The following is a 13,683-nucleotide window of genomic DNA, read 5'->3' as shown; positions in this document are numbered from 1 at the left end:
AGAGATCATGGGAGATCACTTAGACAAAGAATTAACGATTTCGTATCTGCGTGAGGGCTACATGGCGGGAACCTTTTCTCCGCAAGAGGTGATCTCGGTCATCGTGGATCGCGCTGCCGTGGATGCAGATATGAATATTTGGATTTCACAGCCAACGATGGAGATTATTCAGCCCTATGTGGATCGGTTATCCACGCTTTCTATGGCGGATGCGCCGCTTTGGGGAATTCCTTTTGCGATCAAAGATAACATTGACCTTGCAGGCGTTCCGACAACAGCAGGCTGTGCGGAATTTGCTTATACACCGAGTGAACATGCGGGTGTGGTGGAGCGTTTAATTGCGGCAGGCGCCATTCCTGTTGGCAAAACGAATCTAGATCAGTTCGCGACTGGTCTAGTCGGTGCTAGGAGTCCTTATGGCGAGGCGCACAATGCGCTTCGTCCCGAACTGATCAGCGGCGGCTCGAGCTCTGGCTCAGCCGTCAGCGTGGCTCGTGGCCAAGTGGTTTTCTCCCTTGGCACGGACACAGCTGGCTCCGGCCGTGTGCCAGCCGCGTTGAACCGCTTAGTCGGCTACAAGCCAAGCCTCGGCGCTTGGCCGACCAAAGGTGTCGTGCCCGCTTGTGCGAGCCTCGACTGTGTCACAGTCTTTGCGCATACCCTTGCGGATGCGCTTATCGTTGACAGCGTGGCGCGCGGTGTGCACGCTGATGATCCATGGTCGCGCAGCGTGGTTCGGGAACCGTCCGCGCTTCCTGCTCGATTCTGCCTGCCGCAAGGCGAGCTAGGCTTCTACGGACCATACGCCGCGGAGTATCGCGCGGCGTGGGAAACAGCGATTAATCTTATTCGCGAAGTTAGTCGCCTCGAGGGAATTCCAATCGTCGAAGTGGACGTAACGCTGTTCGCGCAAGCGGCTGCAATATTATATGAAGGGCCATGGGTGGCAGAGCGATGGGCTGATTTGGGACCTTTTATTGAAGCAAACCCTGGCGTGACATTCCCTGTGACGGAGAAGGTGCTGCGCTCTGGTTCAGCGGCAGAGTACGATGCGGCTTCGGTGTTTATTGCGATCCACCGTTTGCAACAGCTGAAGCTTGAAGCACGGAAGTTGCTGCAAGACGCTGTGCTCGTGATGCCGACTTGCGGCGGCACGTGGACGCGCGAGCAAGTGCTCGCCGATCCAATCAGTACGAATCGGGACATGGGCCGCTACACCAATCATTGCAATCTGCTGGATCTATGCGCGGTGGCAGTGCCTGCGGGCAATGCGGCGCCAGAGACGCCGTTCGGAATCACACTCTTCGCGTTGGCGGAAGAGGAAGGATTGATCTGCGGCTCTGCGGAGCTGCTGTTGGGCGGCGGTGAGAAGGCAGCAGCTGAGGTTGCTGCAATTGCGGACGGCGCCGTGGCTGCGCAGACGACGCTGGTGGCGGTTTGCGGGCTACACATGCGTGGCTACCCGCTTGAGCAACAAATGCTAGGCTGTGGCGCCCGTTTCATCCGTGAGGATGAAACGGCTGCGAAGTACAGCCTCGTGAAACTGCCAACCACGCCTGCGAAGCCAGGCTTGGTCAAACAGCAGCAGGGTGGCGCCGCCATCCAGCTGGAGGTTTGGGAGATGCCGCTGGCGGCCTTCGGCGGCTTCGCTGCTGCGATCCCGGCTCCGCTCGGGATCGGCAAGGTTGAGCTCCGGGACGGCACGGAGGTCCCGGGCTTTATTTGTGAGGCTTACGCGGCTGCGGGCGCGGAAGACGTGACGCCGCAGCGGAGTTGGCGCAGCGTGGCTCCTTTATAAAAGCTAGGCGCGGCACTGCACTTCCTTGGGGAGGGTAGTGCCGTTTTCGTATGCCTATGTTGCTTGAGTTTGACGTCAGAGAATCAAGTTGGTATAACGAATAAGATAACTCATTTATTAAGTAGAATAAGTTTTGGAGGATACACCATGAGCCAACGCTATCGAATTACAAGAACCATGCAGGGTGACGATGCAGCCTTATTAGCGATTACCTTGGAAGAGTGTAAGCAGTACTTTGCCGAAAAACCAGATTTCACGTATACCTCGGTATTCACGGTGAAAGGAACGACGAGCATGTCCATTGATGGTGATTTTTTCATGTGGAGCTTGGGTGATGTCCAGATTCCTTTTAGGCACTATCAAGGGGATATTTATGTATCAGGCACCAATGAAGCGGTCATTCCTAAATTAATGGAAGTCGCCAGCGAGCTTAGAGCAGATATAGTTGAGGGTTAAAATGTAATAAAATCCCATATTGAAAAAGGTTGTAATCGGATCAACCACGTGGTATATTACAAATCCGCCATTCATTACAAGGAATCTCTTGTAAAGTGCGAAGAGTATATCGGCTTCGAGAATGGTTGAAAAAGAAATTCAAAAAAACACTTGCATTTCAAAAATCTACATGGTATATTATCTCTCGCTGCTTCGGTAACACGGCAGTGAACGAAAGAAATTGATCTTTGAAAACTGAACAACGAGTGAGTAAGCACAGTCACGCAAGTGACTTTAAATGAGATTAATAATCTCGCTAGCATCAAAATGAGCAAGTCATCTTTCTTTTATGGAGAGTTTGATCCTGGCTCAGGACGAACGCTGGCGGCGTGCCTAATACATGCAAGTCGAGCGGATCACACCTTCGGGTGTGGTTAGCGGCGGACGGGTGAGTAACACGTAGGCAACCTGCCTTCAAGATCGGGATAACTATCGGAAACGATAGCTAAGACCGGATAGCTGGTTTTCTCGCATGAGAGAATCATGAAACACGGAGCAATCTGTGGCTTGAAGATGGGCCTGCGGCGCATTAGCTAGTTGGTGAGGTAACGGCTCACCAAGGCGACGATGCGTAGCCGACCTGAGAGGGTGAACGGCCACACTGGGACTGAGACACGGCCCAGACTCCTACGGGAGGCAGCAGTAGGGAATCTTCCGCAATGGACGCAAGTCTGACGGAGCAACGCCGCGTGAGTGATGAAGGTTTTCGGATCGTAAAGCTCTGTTGCCCTAGACGAACAGCAGGGAGAGTAACTGCTCTCTGTGTGACGGTATAGGAGAAGAAAGCCCCGGCTAACTACGTGCCAGCAGCCGCGGTAATACGTAGGGGGCAAGCGTTGTCCGGAATTATTGGGCGTAAAGCGCGCGCAGGCGGTCATTTAAGTCTGGTGTTTAATCCCGGGGCTCAACCCCGGTTCGCATTGGAAACTGGATGACTTGAGTGTAGGAGAGGAAAGTGGAATTCCACGTGTAGCGGTGAAATGCGTAGAGATGTGGAGGAACACCAGTGGCGAAGGCGACTTTCTGGCCTATAACTGACGCTGAGGCGCGAAAGCGTGGGGAGCAAACAGGATTAGATACCCTGGTAGTCCACGCCGTAAACGATGCATACTAGGTGTCGGGGATTCGATTTCTCGGTGCCGAAGTTAACACAGTAAGTATGCCGCCTGGGGAGTACGCTCGCAAGAGTGAAACTCAAAGGAATTGACGGGGACCCGCACAAGCAGTGGAGTATGTGGTTTAATTCGAAGCAACGCGAAGAACCTTACCAGGTCTTGACATCCCTCTGACCGTCCTAGAGATAGGGCTTCCCTTCGGGGCAGAGGAGACAGGTGGTGCATGGTTGTCGTCAGCTCGTGTCGTGAGATGTTGGGTTAAGTCCCGCAACGAGCGCAACCCTTGATCTTAGTTGCCAGCACTTTGGGTGGGCACTCTAGGATGACTGCCGGTGACAAACCGGAGGAAGGTGGGGATGACGTCAAATCATCATGCCCCTTATGACCTGGGCTACACACGTACTACAATGGTCGGTACAACGGGAAGCGAAGCCGCGAGGTGGAGCCAATCCTTATAAGCCGATCTCAGTTCGGATTGCAGGCTGCAACTCGCCTGCATGAAGTCGGAATTGCTAGTAATCGCGGATCAGCATGCCGCGGTGAATACGTTCCCGGGTCTTGTACACACCGCCCGTCACACCACGAGAGTTTACAACACCCGAAGTCGGTGGGGTAACCCGCAAGGGAGCCAGCCGCCGAAGGTGGGGTAGATGATTGGGGTGAAGTCGTAACAAGGTAGCCGTATCGGAAGGTGCGGCTGGATCACCTCCTTTCTATGGAGACTCGGATCTGATAGACCCAGTCAAGTATCTTCGGATACAAATCGCTTACTCACTCGTGTTCAGTTTTGAAGGATGAATTAACCCTTCAAACCCGTTGATAACCGACATCGCTTCGCGCATGTAACGGTTACAACATTGTTGACGAATCTACGATTCGCAACTTGTTCCTTGAAAACTAGATAACGAAACGAAATGTAAAGTAAGAACTTAGGTTGTGTTAACCTTAGGGTTACACAAAATCTTTAAATGTAATTTCTAGGTTAAGCTAGAAAGAGCACACGGAGGATGCCTAGGCACTAGGAGCCGAAGAAGGACGTGGCGAACGACGAAATGCCTCGGGGAGCCGTAAGCAGGCTTTGATCCGGGGATGTCCGAATGGGGGAACCCAGCTGTGGTAATGCGCAGTTACTCAGTAGTGAATACATAGCTACTGTAGAGGCAGACCCAGGGAACTGAAACATCTAAGTACCTGGAGGAAAAGAAAACAAAAGTGATTCCGTCAGTAGCGGCGAGCGAAAGCGGAATAGCCCAAACCAAGGAGCTTGCTCCTTGGGGTTGTAGGACCTCATTGTGGCAAAAGTTCGGTAGGCGAAGTGATCTGGAAAGGTCCGGCATAGAAGGTAAAAGCCCTGTAGCCAAAATCGAACGTATGCCTAGAGGTATCCTGAGTACGGCGGGTCACGTGAAACCCCGTCGGAATCCGGCAGGACCATCTGCCAAGGCTAAATACTCCCTAGTGACCGATAGTGAAGCAGTACCGTGAGGGAAAGGTGAAAAGCACCGCGGAAGCGGAGTGAAAAAGAACCTGAAACCGTGTGCTTACAAGAAGTCAGAGCCCTCTATACGGGTGATGGCGTGCCTTTTGTAGAATGAACCGGCGAGTTACGTTCCCGTGCGAGGTTAAGTTGAAAAGACGGAGCCGCAGCGAAAGCGAGTCTGAATAGGGCGCTTTAGTACGTGGACGTAGACCCGAAACCGTGTGATCTACCCCTGTCCAGGGTGAAGGTGAGGTAACACTCACTGGAGGCCCGAACCCACGAATGTTGAAAAATTCGGGGATGAGGTGGGGGTAGCGGAGAAATTCCAATCGAACTCGGAGATAGCTGGTTCTCCCCGAAATAGCTTTAGGGCTAGCCTCGGATGTTGAGTTGTGGAGGTAAAGCACTGATTGGGTGCGGGGCCCGCCAAGGGTTACCAAGTCCAGTCAAACTCTGAATGCCACAAACTTAAATCCGGGAGTCAGACAGTGAGTGCTAAGATCCATTGTCAAAAGGGAAACAGCCCAGACCATCAGCTAAGGTCCCCAAGTGTGTGTTAAGTGGGAAAGGATGTGGAGTTGCACAGACAACCAGGATGTTGGCTTAGAAGCAGCCACCATTGAAAGAGTGCGTAATAGCTCACTGGTCGAGTGACTCTGCGCCGAAAATGTAACGGGGCTAAACACGCCACCGAAGCTATGGCTTGCACGTATGTGCATGGGTAGGGGAGCGTTGTGTATACATTGAATTCTGACCGTAAGGACAGGTGGAGCGTACACAAGTGAGAATGCCGGTATAAGTAACGAAAAGATCAGTGAGAATCTGATCCGCCGAAAACCTAAGGGTTCCTGAGGAAGGCTCGTCCGCTCAGGGTAAGTCGGGACCTAAGGCGAGGCCGAAAGGCGTAGTCGATGGACAACAGGTGGAAATTCCTGTACCACCGTAGCCGTTATGAGCAATGGAGTGACGCAGAAGGAAAGTGACGCGAGCTGATGGATGCTCGTCCAAGCAGTGAGGCTGATGTGTAGGCAAATCCGCACATCGTAAGGCTGGGCTGTGATGGGGAGGGAAACTTAAGTACCGAAGGTCATGATTTCACACTGCCAAGAAAAGCTTCTAGCCAGGCGAAGGTGCCCGTACCGCAAACCGACACAGGTGGGTGAGAAGAGAATTCTAAGGCGCGCGGAAGAACTCTCGTTAAGGAACTCGGCAAAATGACCCCGTAACTTCGGGAGAAGGGGTGCCTCGGTAGGGTGAATAGCCCGAGGGGGCCGCAGTGAAAAGGCCCAAGCGACTGTTTAGCAAAAACACAGGTCTGTGCGAAGCCGCAAGGCGAAGTATACGGGCTGACGCCTGCCCGGTGCTGGAAGGTTAAGAGGAGTGGTTAGGGGCAACCCGAAGCTATGAATTGAAGCCCCAGTAAACGGCGGCCGTAACTATAACGGTCCTAAGGTAGCGAAATTCCTTGTCAGGTAAATTCTGACCCGCACGAATGGCGTAACGACTTGGGCGCTGTCTCAACGAGAGATCCGGTGAAATTTTAATACCTGTGAAGATGCAGGTTACCCGCGACAAGACGGAAAGACCCCATGGAGCTTTACTGCAGCTTGATATTGGACTTTGGTACGATCTGTACAGGATAGGTGGGAGCCTTTGAAGCCTGAGCGCCAGCTTGGGTGGAGGCGCCGTTGGGATACCACCCTGATCGTATCGGAGTTCTAACCTGGTACCGTGAACCGGTATGGGGACAGTGTCAGGTGGGCAGTTTGACTGGGGCGGTCGCCTCCTAAAATGTAACGGAGGCGTTTAAAGGTTCCCTCAGAATGGTTGGAAATCATTCGCAGAGTGCAAAGGCATAAGGGAGCTTGACTGCGAGACCTACAAGTCGAGCAGGGACGAAAGTCGGACTTAGTGATCCGGTGGTACCGAATGGAAGGGCCATCGCTCAACGGATAAAAGCTACCCTGGGGATAACAGGCTTATCTCCCCCAAGAGTCCACATCGACGGGGAGGTTTGGCACCTCGATGTCGGCTCATCGCATCCTGGGGCTGAAGTAGGTCCCAAGGGTTGGGCTGTTCGCCCATTAAAGCGGTACGCGAGCTGGGTTCAGAACGTCGTGAGACAGTTCGGTCCCTATCTGTCGCGGGCGTAGGAAATTTGAGAGGAGCTGTCCTTAGTACGAGAGGACCGGGATGGACGTACCGCTGGTGTACCAGTTGTCTCGCCAGAGGCATCGCTGGGTAGCTATGTACGGAGGGGATAAGCGCTGAAAGCATCTAAGCGCGAAGCCCCCCTCAAGATGAGATTTCCCAGTATGTAAGACCCCTTGTAGACGACGAGGTTGATAGGTTCGAGGTGGAAGTGCGGTAACGTATGCAGCTGACGAATACTAATCGGTCGAGGGCTTAACCTAATATAGGGATCTTTTAGCGGAGCTAAAAGTCTCTCAGCTTTCCTAAGTAGCATACTTTACTTCAGTTTCGTATCTAGTTTTCAAGGCGCAAATCACGCTTTGACTGTTTGGTGATGATGGCGGAAGGGATCCACGCGTTCCCATCTCGAACACGACCGTTAAGCCTTCCAGCGTCGATGGTACTTGAACCGCAGGGTTCTGGGAGAGTAGAACGTTGCCAAACAGTTAACCTAATATAGGGATCTTTTAGCTGAGCTAAAAGTCTCTCTGCATTGGGTGTTTTTTTATTAGATTTCTTGGGGCCATAGCTCAGCTGGGAGAGCGCCTGCCTTGCAAGCAGGAGGTCAGCGGTTCGATCCCGCTTGGCTCCATCATTATTCCCTGATAGCTCAGTTGGTAGAGCACTCGACTGTTAATCGAGTTGTCACAGGTTCGAGTCCTGTTCGGGGAGCCATTGTAAGGCCCGTTGGTCAAGTGGTTAAGACACCTCCCTTTCACGGAGGTAACAGGGGTTCGAGTCCCCTACGGGTCACCATAAATCCCCACAAAGTGACGTATTGCTGTCGAAGCGTATTCCGATTACTTTGCGTGGGCCCCAAACATATCTTCCTATGGAGGCTTAGCTCAGCTGGGAGAGCATCTGCCTTACAAGCAGAGGGTCGGCGGTTCGATCCCGTCAGCCTCCACCATAACTTCACCCCAAAAAGTGAAGCGAATTCTAGAATGGAGTTTCCGATTACTTTTCGGGGGCCCCAGAAACAATTTGCCGTTGTAGCTCAACTGGTAGAGCAACTGACTTGTAATCAGTAGGTTGGGGGTTCAAGTCCTCTCGACGGCATGCTTTTATTGGGGATTAGCCAAGCGGTAAGGCAACGGACTTTGACTCCGTCATGCCAAGGTTCAAATCCTTGATCCCCAGCCATTTTTCTTACTATGAGTCATTAGCTCAGTTGGTAGAGCACCTGACTTTTAATCAGGGTGTCGTAGGTTCGAATCCTACATGACTCACTTTTTCATTCATAGGGATCTTTAGGCGTAGGCTAAAGTCTCTCAGATTTAATTTACAGCATGCGCGTATGGCGGAATTGGCAGACGCACTAGACTTAGGATCTAGCGGGTGACCGTGGGGGTTCAAGTCCCTCTACGCGCATTAAATCCTCATCTATATTCATATACATGAGGTACCCTGCGGAAGTGGCTCAGCGGTAGAGCATCGCCTTGCCAAGGCGAGGGTCGCGGGTTCGATCCCCGTCTTCCGCTCCATTACACTTTCGGCGCTATAGCCAAGTGGTAAGGCAGAGCTCTGCAAAAGCTTTACCCCCAGTTCGAATCTGGGTAGCGCCTTTCTACAATAAGCCGGAGTGGCGGAATCGGCAGACGCACAGGACTTAAAATCCTGCGGTAGGTGACTACCGTACCAGTTCAAGTCTGGTCTTCGGCATGTACTAACTTCATATGCGCCCTTAGCTCAGCTGGATAGAGTATTTGACTACGAATCAAAAGGTCGGGAGTTCGAATCTCTCAGGGCGCGCCATTTGCGGGCGTAGTTTAATGGTAGAACTTCAGCCTTCCAAGCTGATCGCGTGGGTTCGATTCCCATCGCCCGCTTACCAAGAATGGACCACCATCGGGTGGTCTTTTTTCATGTATGGGAATTGAACCATCTGGGTTCGACCGTCCGTGACTACTTCTATGAATCAACACGAACAGGACGAGCGTCCAAATATTCCGCTAACCGCTTCCGTAGGAAGCAACTTCAATCCGAATTTGGAGTATTCCCATCGCCCGCTTTAAGAATGGACCACCTTCGGGTGGTCTTTTCTGCATTTTAGGACATTTCTTGTTTCCTTAGGACAACCGCCTTATAGTACATATAGAGGCTTGTACATGATTGGAGATAAAAATATGACGCGAAAGCGATATAGCAATATAGATCCCACAGCCACAACGAAAACATGGAAGGAAGTACGCCGCTGGCAGAAGGAGCGTAAAGGTAAGACCAAAGATTTGAGCTACCAGATCGGCCAGTCGGATTATAAGAAACCAGAGTTGCTACGGACGAACCGTGAAAAGGTGACGATTACGTGGATTGGTCATTCGACTTTTGTTCTGCAGATGGGTGGATTGACGATTGTGACGGATCCTGTCTGGGCGACGCGAATGGGCTTCTCCCCAAGACTGGAGGCCCCTGGGCTAGCAATCGAGGAGATACCTTCTGTAGATGTGATTTTGCTGTCCCATGCGCATTATGATCACATGCATATCGGGTCGTTGAAAAAGCTGAAAGGATCGCCAATCGTGCTTGTGCCAGAGGGACTTGGGGATAAAGTGAGAAGGCTCCGCATCGGAACGGTCTTTGAATTGCCTTGGTGGGGGAGCCAGGTCGTTGGCTCGGTGGAGTTCCATTTTGTGCCGGCGCAGCACTGGACAAGGCGTACGCTAACCGATACGAACACCTCGCTGTGGGGTGGTTGGGTAATCCGCCAGACGGCTAAGCAGGGGCTGGATGGTGAATCCAATCAACAGACGATTTATTTCGCGGGCGATAGCGGGTACTTCGAGGGTTTCCGGGAGATTGGCGCGAGATTCCCAGGAATACGCTACGCGTTAATGCCAATCGGCGCTTACGAACCCGAGTGGTTTATGGGCATGCAGCATGTGACGCCAGAGGAGGCTGTACAGGCTTTTCTGGACGTCGGAGCACGTACTTTTATCCCTATGCATTATGGAGCATTTAGGCTCGCCGATGATACGCCGAAGGAGGCGCTGGATCGACTGCTCAAGGATTGGGAGCGGCGAGGATTGGATCAGAACCATTTGCGATTGTTCAAACACGGAGAAACCTTGGTGGCAGAGAGGTAGTCGTATGTTGCATGTTGTGCAACATTTTAGACCGTTTTCAGCTCGAATGGGGGTTGAAGTTGCACCAGCTACAGCAATATCGTGCAATTTTGCCGCAAATCGGCTGACAGCTGAGATATTGTTGTACTTTTTGCAACATGGGCTGGGATAAGTGAGAGTTAGGTGTCTTAATGTTGTATGCTATTCAGGGAAAATAGCGGGATTGCTGATCAAATAAAGGTTCGAGTACTAACTTTTCCTAGTACCGCGCGTCTAATCAAATAACGATATAACATCGTCCTAACAACAGCATGAGAGGGTAGCAAACTATATGAATGAAACGATTAGTCTAAGTCTCGGAGGCTCTTACATTGTGGCTCCAGACAACCCAAGAAAGACGAAAAACCGCGGAAGGAAATGCATGATTCTTGCTTTTGAGATGACGGAAGATGATGTCGACATCCGGGTGATCTATCTCGATACCCAGCGAGAGGTATTGCTGAAGTTCAGTGATTTGAAGCCGATCACGGAGTGAAATCTGGGTGTTTTCTTTTGCCAAGAGAGGGGCATACCATGGGAATTCGAGGGGTTCTTGGAGCGTTGGCCGCGTTAATCCTTATTGTTTGCGTAGGGTGCGGCAAGGAGAATACGCCAGTAAAGCCGAAGCTGACGACGAAGCAACTGGAGGCGTTTTATCCAGGGGATATTTCAAAGGTCGATCATATTGAGATCAGAAGCGGTTCAACAGGGGAGCTGCGCGTGTATACGGATCAAAAGGTAGTCCAGGACTGGATCGAGAAGGTACGCCATATTCCGATGATCCCTGATCCCAATCAAGAGGGGAAAGTGGGCTATTTATTCGCCGTCGGACTGTTTGAAGGCAAAGAGAAGAAACTTGGCTTTAGCTCAACGGATATTGCAGATCATTATTATTTGCATTCTAAGGAGTTGGCGAAGCAAATTAGTGACCTTTTCACAAGTAAGTAGGAGAAAGAGATAGTTGGCAAGGAGGAGGGCTACGTAGAGGTAGCCTTTTTTCGGCTTTAAAGCAACTTTTGGTCAGTTCTCTGCGTATGAACAACATGGAAATTAATGGGAGGTGCAGCAACTGAGCAAGCAATTGAATAAAAAGATATCCCGCGCAATCATCTTGTGTTTATGTGCTGTTTTTATGTGGATGCTCGTAAAACAAATCCTATTTGAGCGTGAACGGGAGGTTCGCGTAGATCTCACATCATTGAATGCGCATGACTTCACAAGTCAATGGCAAGAGTTGAATACAAAGCTGGAACTAGATCCAGGGGCGAAGCTAATTAATTTTGATTTATTTTATGATCGAAAAGGAGAAGTCCAGAAGCTTTCTTACGAGTTAGTCGAGCGGAATAAGGATGGTTTCTTGTACGATTATATAGACTATGATCTTCAGAAGAGTAAAGTAAAAGTGAACCGTCATCAGCTTGACGCTCCATGGATGCGGTATGATGAAACTATTGCGGCTAGGTATTTTTTTGAACGATTGAATGAGACGGAGTTGACGCTGCTACATCCTAATAATGACGATCCAATACGACATTTGCAATTAAACGAGGACGGGACACGTGTGGTTTACGCGATGAAAGATATAAAGAAATACCGGATAGATCGAAATCAACTCCATGAAATCTTGGACAGTCAGCTTCCCATTGAAGGTTATTGGTTATTGGTATGTGGGATGTCGGAGAAAGCTGGGCCAGATTTCGTATCCTCGTGTGAGGATCGAATTGATTATTTCTTGGATGCACGTATGGGAGAGGGCACGTAATTTCATTAATAAAATGGATATAATATCCAGTATCTACTAAAAAAATGACACTTTTGTGTAATGGAGCTCAGAATGGTAAACAATCGGCTGCTGGGCTTGGATTAACGCGAATAAAATATGGTATCATGAGATATTAGCATACAAGCTACTAGGCAAGTACATAGTTGGAGGTAATCACCATTAAGACGGATACCCTGCATGATGCGATGACGATGTTGAAACAGACCAGCCGAACTTTTTATATACCAATTAGTAATTTGGATACAGGTTTGAAAGAAGCAGTAGCCTCGGCTTATTTGTGCATGAGAGCTATCGATGAAATAGAGGATCATGAAGATCTCGCGGATACTATAAAAATAAAGCTGCTAGCCGGCGTGCACGGTGCTTTCCAGGCTCCGGATATTACTCAAGCGATTAGGCAGTTACTCATGCCGTATCAAGCGGTTTTGCCTGATGTGTCGATGCGGTTGGACGAGTGGCTCGTGATTTGTCCGCCGACGGCAATGCCGATTGTAAAGCAATATATTGCCAAAATGTCGCTGGAAATGTCCGAATGGGTCCAGAACGGATGGAAGATCCATACGGAAGAGGATTTGGACCGTTATACGTATAGTGTGGCGGGTATGGTTGGCGAAATGCTCTCTGAGCTGTGGATGTGGAATGACGGCACGGTGACGGATCGCGAGAAGGCGATTGCTTTCGGAAGAGGCTTGCAGGCGGTTAATATTCTTCGAAATAAAGAGGAAGACGCGCAGCGTGGGGTTAGCTTTTATCCAGACGGTTGGGGATTCAAGGAAATGCAGCAGTACACACGCCGCAATTTGCAGCTAGCTGATGAGTACATCGCTGATTTGAAAAAAGGGCCAGCCTTGAAATTCTGCAAGGTGCCGTTGGCGTTAGCGCATGCCACTGTGAATCTATTAGGGGCTGGTGGCAACAAATTGACGCGTGATATGGTGTTGAAGATTGTGAGTAAGGTGACGTAAAGCGTTAATCAGTGAAATGTGGCGAGGTCCCGCAGGTATGCGGGGCTTCTTTCGTTTGTTGAAACAATATCTGGAAATTCACGTCTAAGAAGTAAGAATGGATGGAATAGAAGGATGTGTTGATATGAAAAAGTGGACGCTAGCACTTGTTCTTATGCTCTTGTTTGGCTTCTTCGGCACAGTTATGCCACTAAAAACATATGCCTGTAGCTGCGCACTGCAACCAGATCCCATGAAAGCATTGGAGCAATCGAAGGTGGTATTCTCAGGCAAAGTACTGGAGATCCAGGATAAGACCTTAAACATCGAGGGGATTATGGATCGCAAGCGAGCTGTTCTCTTCGATGTGGAGCAAACGTGGAAAGGGATTTCACAGTCTCAAGCGATCGTGCTCACTAATTTAGGGGGAGGCTCATGCGGGTATGATTTTCAAGTAGGAGAGACCTATCTCGTCTATGCGTTTTCCTACACACATCAACCAACTATGTTGGAGACAGGCATCTGCTCATTAACCAAGGAGCTATCTGCTGCGGATCCCGATATAGCAAAAATCGGGGCAGGGACCTCACCGACAGAGAAGATCAGTTTGCAAGGTACGATGGATCGAATGACGTTCACGAATAAATGGGCGTTCGTGGAGGCGGTGTATCATCGCATGTCCAGATATCATGTCACCGAAGTGATGGGGGCGATATTGCTTGTTGGTATAGGGGTTCTTGTGGTTAGAAAAAGAAGGAAGGAGCGCTAAGAGCG

8 protein-coding genes, 13 tRNA genes and 3 rRNA genes are annotated in these 13,683 nt (G+C 50.4%); all 24 read left to right on the top strand.

The genetic code is table 11. The features are described 5' to 3' along the window. The first annotated feature begins 7 nt into the window (after positions 1–7). Positions 8–1,798: an allophanate hydrolase gene (gene atzF, locus MJB10_RS24285; protein WP_314799569.1), complete on the top strand. Its 1,791-nt coding sequence runs from the start codon at positions 8–10 to the stop codon at positions 1,796–1,798. A 147-nt stretch (positions 1,799–1,945) separates the two neighbouring features. After that, positions 1,946–2,254, top strand: a complete 309-nt coding sequence (locus MJB10_RS24280; RefSeq protein ID WP_314799568.1) for a hypothetical protein — start codon at positions 1,946–1,948, stop codon at positions 2,252–2,254. A 325-nt stretch (positions 2,255–2,579) separates the two neighbouring features. Continuing rightward, positions 2,580–4,121, top strand: a 16S ribosomal RNA gene (locus tag MJB10_RS24275). 267 nt (positions 4,122–4,388) lie between these two features. Continuing rightward, positions 4,389–7,302 (top strand): 23S ribosomal RNA (locus tag MJB10_RS24270). A 106-nt stretch (positions 7,303–7,408) separates the two neighbouring features. Next, a 5S ribosomal RNA gene (rrf, locus tag MJB10_RS24265) occupies positions 7,409–7,525 on the top strand. The 16S, 23S and 5S rRNA genes sit together here with 13 tRNA genes alongside, the layout of an rRNA operon. Positions 7,526–7,600: 75 nt before the next feature. Next, positions 7,601–7,673: transfer RNA gene (locus MJB10_RS24260), tRNA-Ala, on the top strand. A gap of 7 nt (positions 7,674–7,680) precedes the next feature. Then, a tRNA-Asn gene (locus MJB10_RS24255) sits at positions 7,681–7,756 on the top strand. A 6-nt stretch (positions 7,757–7,762) separates the two neighbouring features. Then, a tRNA-Glu gene (locus MJB10_RS24250) sits at positions 7,763–7,837 on the top strand. A 78-nt stretch (positions 7,838–7,915) separates the two neighbouring features. Next, positions 7,916–7,991 (top strand) — tRNA-Val (locus MJB10_RS24245). A gap of 76 nt (positions 7,992–8,067) precedes the next feature. Beyond that, positions 8,068–8,140, top strand: a tRNA-Thr gene (locus MJB10_RS24240). Between the two features lie 9 nt (positions 8,141–8,149). Then, positions 8,150–8,224, top strand: a tRNA-Gln gene (locus tag MJB10_RS24235). Positions 8,225–8,237: 13 nt separating this feature from the next. Further along, positions 8,238–8,310: transfer RNA gene (locus MJB10_RS24230), tRNA-Lys, on the top strand. A 62-nt stretch (positions 8,311–8,372) separates the two neighbouring features. After that, positions 8,373–8,452 (top strand) — tRNA-Leu (locus tag MJB10_RS24225). A gap of 38 nt (positions 8,453–8,490) precedes the next feature. Further along, positions 8,491–8,565 (top strand) — tRNA-Gly (locus tag MJB10_RS24220). A gap of 10 nt (positions 8,566–8,575) precedes the next feature. After that, a tRNA-Cys gene (locus MJB10_RS24215) sits at positions 8,576–8,646 on the top strand. Between the two features lie 11 nt (positions 8,647–8,657). Continuing rightward, positions 8,658–8,743: transfer RNA gene (locus MJB10_RS24210), tRNA-Leu, on the top strand. Between the two features lie 16 nt (positions 8,744–8,759). Then, a tRNA-Arg gene (locus MJB10_RS24205) sits at positions 8,760–8,836 on the top strand. Between the two features lie 3 nt (positions 8,837–8,839). Beyond that, a tRNA-Gly gene (locus MJB10_RS24200) sits at positions 8,840–8,910 on the top strand. Between the two features lie 297 nt (positions 8,911–9,207). Further along, complete coding sequence (locus MJB10_RS24195; protein ID WP_314799567.1) at positions 9,208–10,164, top strand: MBL fold metallo-hydrolase; 957 nt, start codon at positions 9,208–9,210, stop codon at positions 10,162–10,164. A 310-nt stretch (positions 10,165–10,474) separates the two neighbouring features. Beyond that, positions 10,475–10,678 (top strand): hypothetical protein, encoded by a 204-nt coding sequence (locus MJB10_RS24190; protein WP_314799564.1) that lies wholly within the window; start codon positions 10,475–10,477, stop codon positions 10,676–10,678. A 38-nt stretch (positions 10,679–10,716) separates the two neighbouring features. Beyond that, complete coding sequence (locus tag MJB10_RS24185; protein WP_314799561.1) at positions 10,717–11,130, top strand: hypothetical protein; 414 nt, start codon at positions 10,717–10,719, stop codon at positions 11,128–11,130. Between the two features lie 190 nt (positions 11,131–11,320). Then, entirely contained in the window at positions 11,321–11,944 is a 624-nt protein-coding gene (locus MJB10_RS24180) for a hypothetical protein (protein ID WP_314799559.1), read from the top strand. Positions 11,945–12,150: 206 nt separating this feature from the next. Further along, positions 12,151–12,930: a phytoene/squalene synthase family protein gene (locus MJB10_RS24175; protein ID WP_314799557.1), complete on the top strand. Its 780-nt coding sequence runs from the start codon at positions 12,151–12,153 to the stop codon at positions 12,928–12,930. A 124-nt stretch (positions 12,931–13,054) separates the two neighbouring features. Beyond that, positions 13,055–13,678, top strand: coding sequence for a hypothetical protein (locus MJB10_RS24170; protein WP_314799552.1), 624 nt, complete (start codon positions 13,055–13,057; stop codon positions 13,676–13,678). Positions 13,679–13,683 lie beyond the last annotated feature (5 nt).

Source organism: Paenibacillus sp. MBLB1832, from assembly GCF_032271945.1.
Classification (GTDB): Bacteria; Bacillota; Bacilli; order Paenibacillales; family NBRC-103111; genus Paenibacillus_E; species Paenibacillus_E roseopurpureus.
The sequence above is the reverse complement of the archived record's forward strand: the minus strand, read 5'-3'. Positions and strand labels throughout refer to the sequence as shown.

Excerpts from the sequence above, each read along its gene's own strand:
- MJB10_RS24180 (WP_314799559.1), top strand. The coding sequence starts at position 11,321 with ATGCTCGTAAAACAAATCCTATTTGAGCGTGAACGGGAGGTTCGCGTA.
- MJB10_RS24280 (WP_314799568.1), top strand. The coding sequence starts at position 1,946 with ATGAGCCAACGCTATCGAATTACAAGAACCATGCAGGGTGACGATGCA.
- MJB10_RS24195 (WP_314799567.1), top strand. The coding sequence starts at position 9,208 with ATGACGCGAAAGCGATATAGCAATATAGATCCCACAGCCACAACGAAA.
- MJB10_RS24185 (WP_314799561.1), top strand. The coding sequence starts at position 10,717 with ATGGGAATTCGAGGGGTTCTTGGAGCGTTGGCCGCGTTAATCCTTATT.
- MJB10_RS24175 (WP_314799557.1), top strand. The coding sequence starts at position 12,151 with ATGACGATGTTGAAACAGACCAGCCGAACTTTTTATATACCAATTAGT.
- atzF (WP_314799569.1), top strand. The coding sequence starts at position 8 with ATGGGAGATCACTTAGACAAAGAATTAACGATTTCGTATCTGCGTGAG.
- MJB10_RS24170 (WP_314799552.1), top strand. The coding sequence starts at position 13,055 with ATGAAAAAGTGGACGCTAGCACTTGTTCTTATGCTCTTGTTTGGCTTC.
- MJB10_RS24190 (WP_314799564.1), top strand. The coding sequence starts at position 10,475 with ATGAATGAAACGATTAGTCTAAGTCTCGGAGGCTCTTACATTGTGGCT.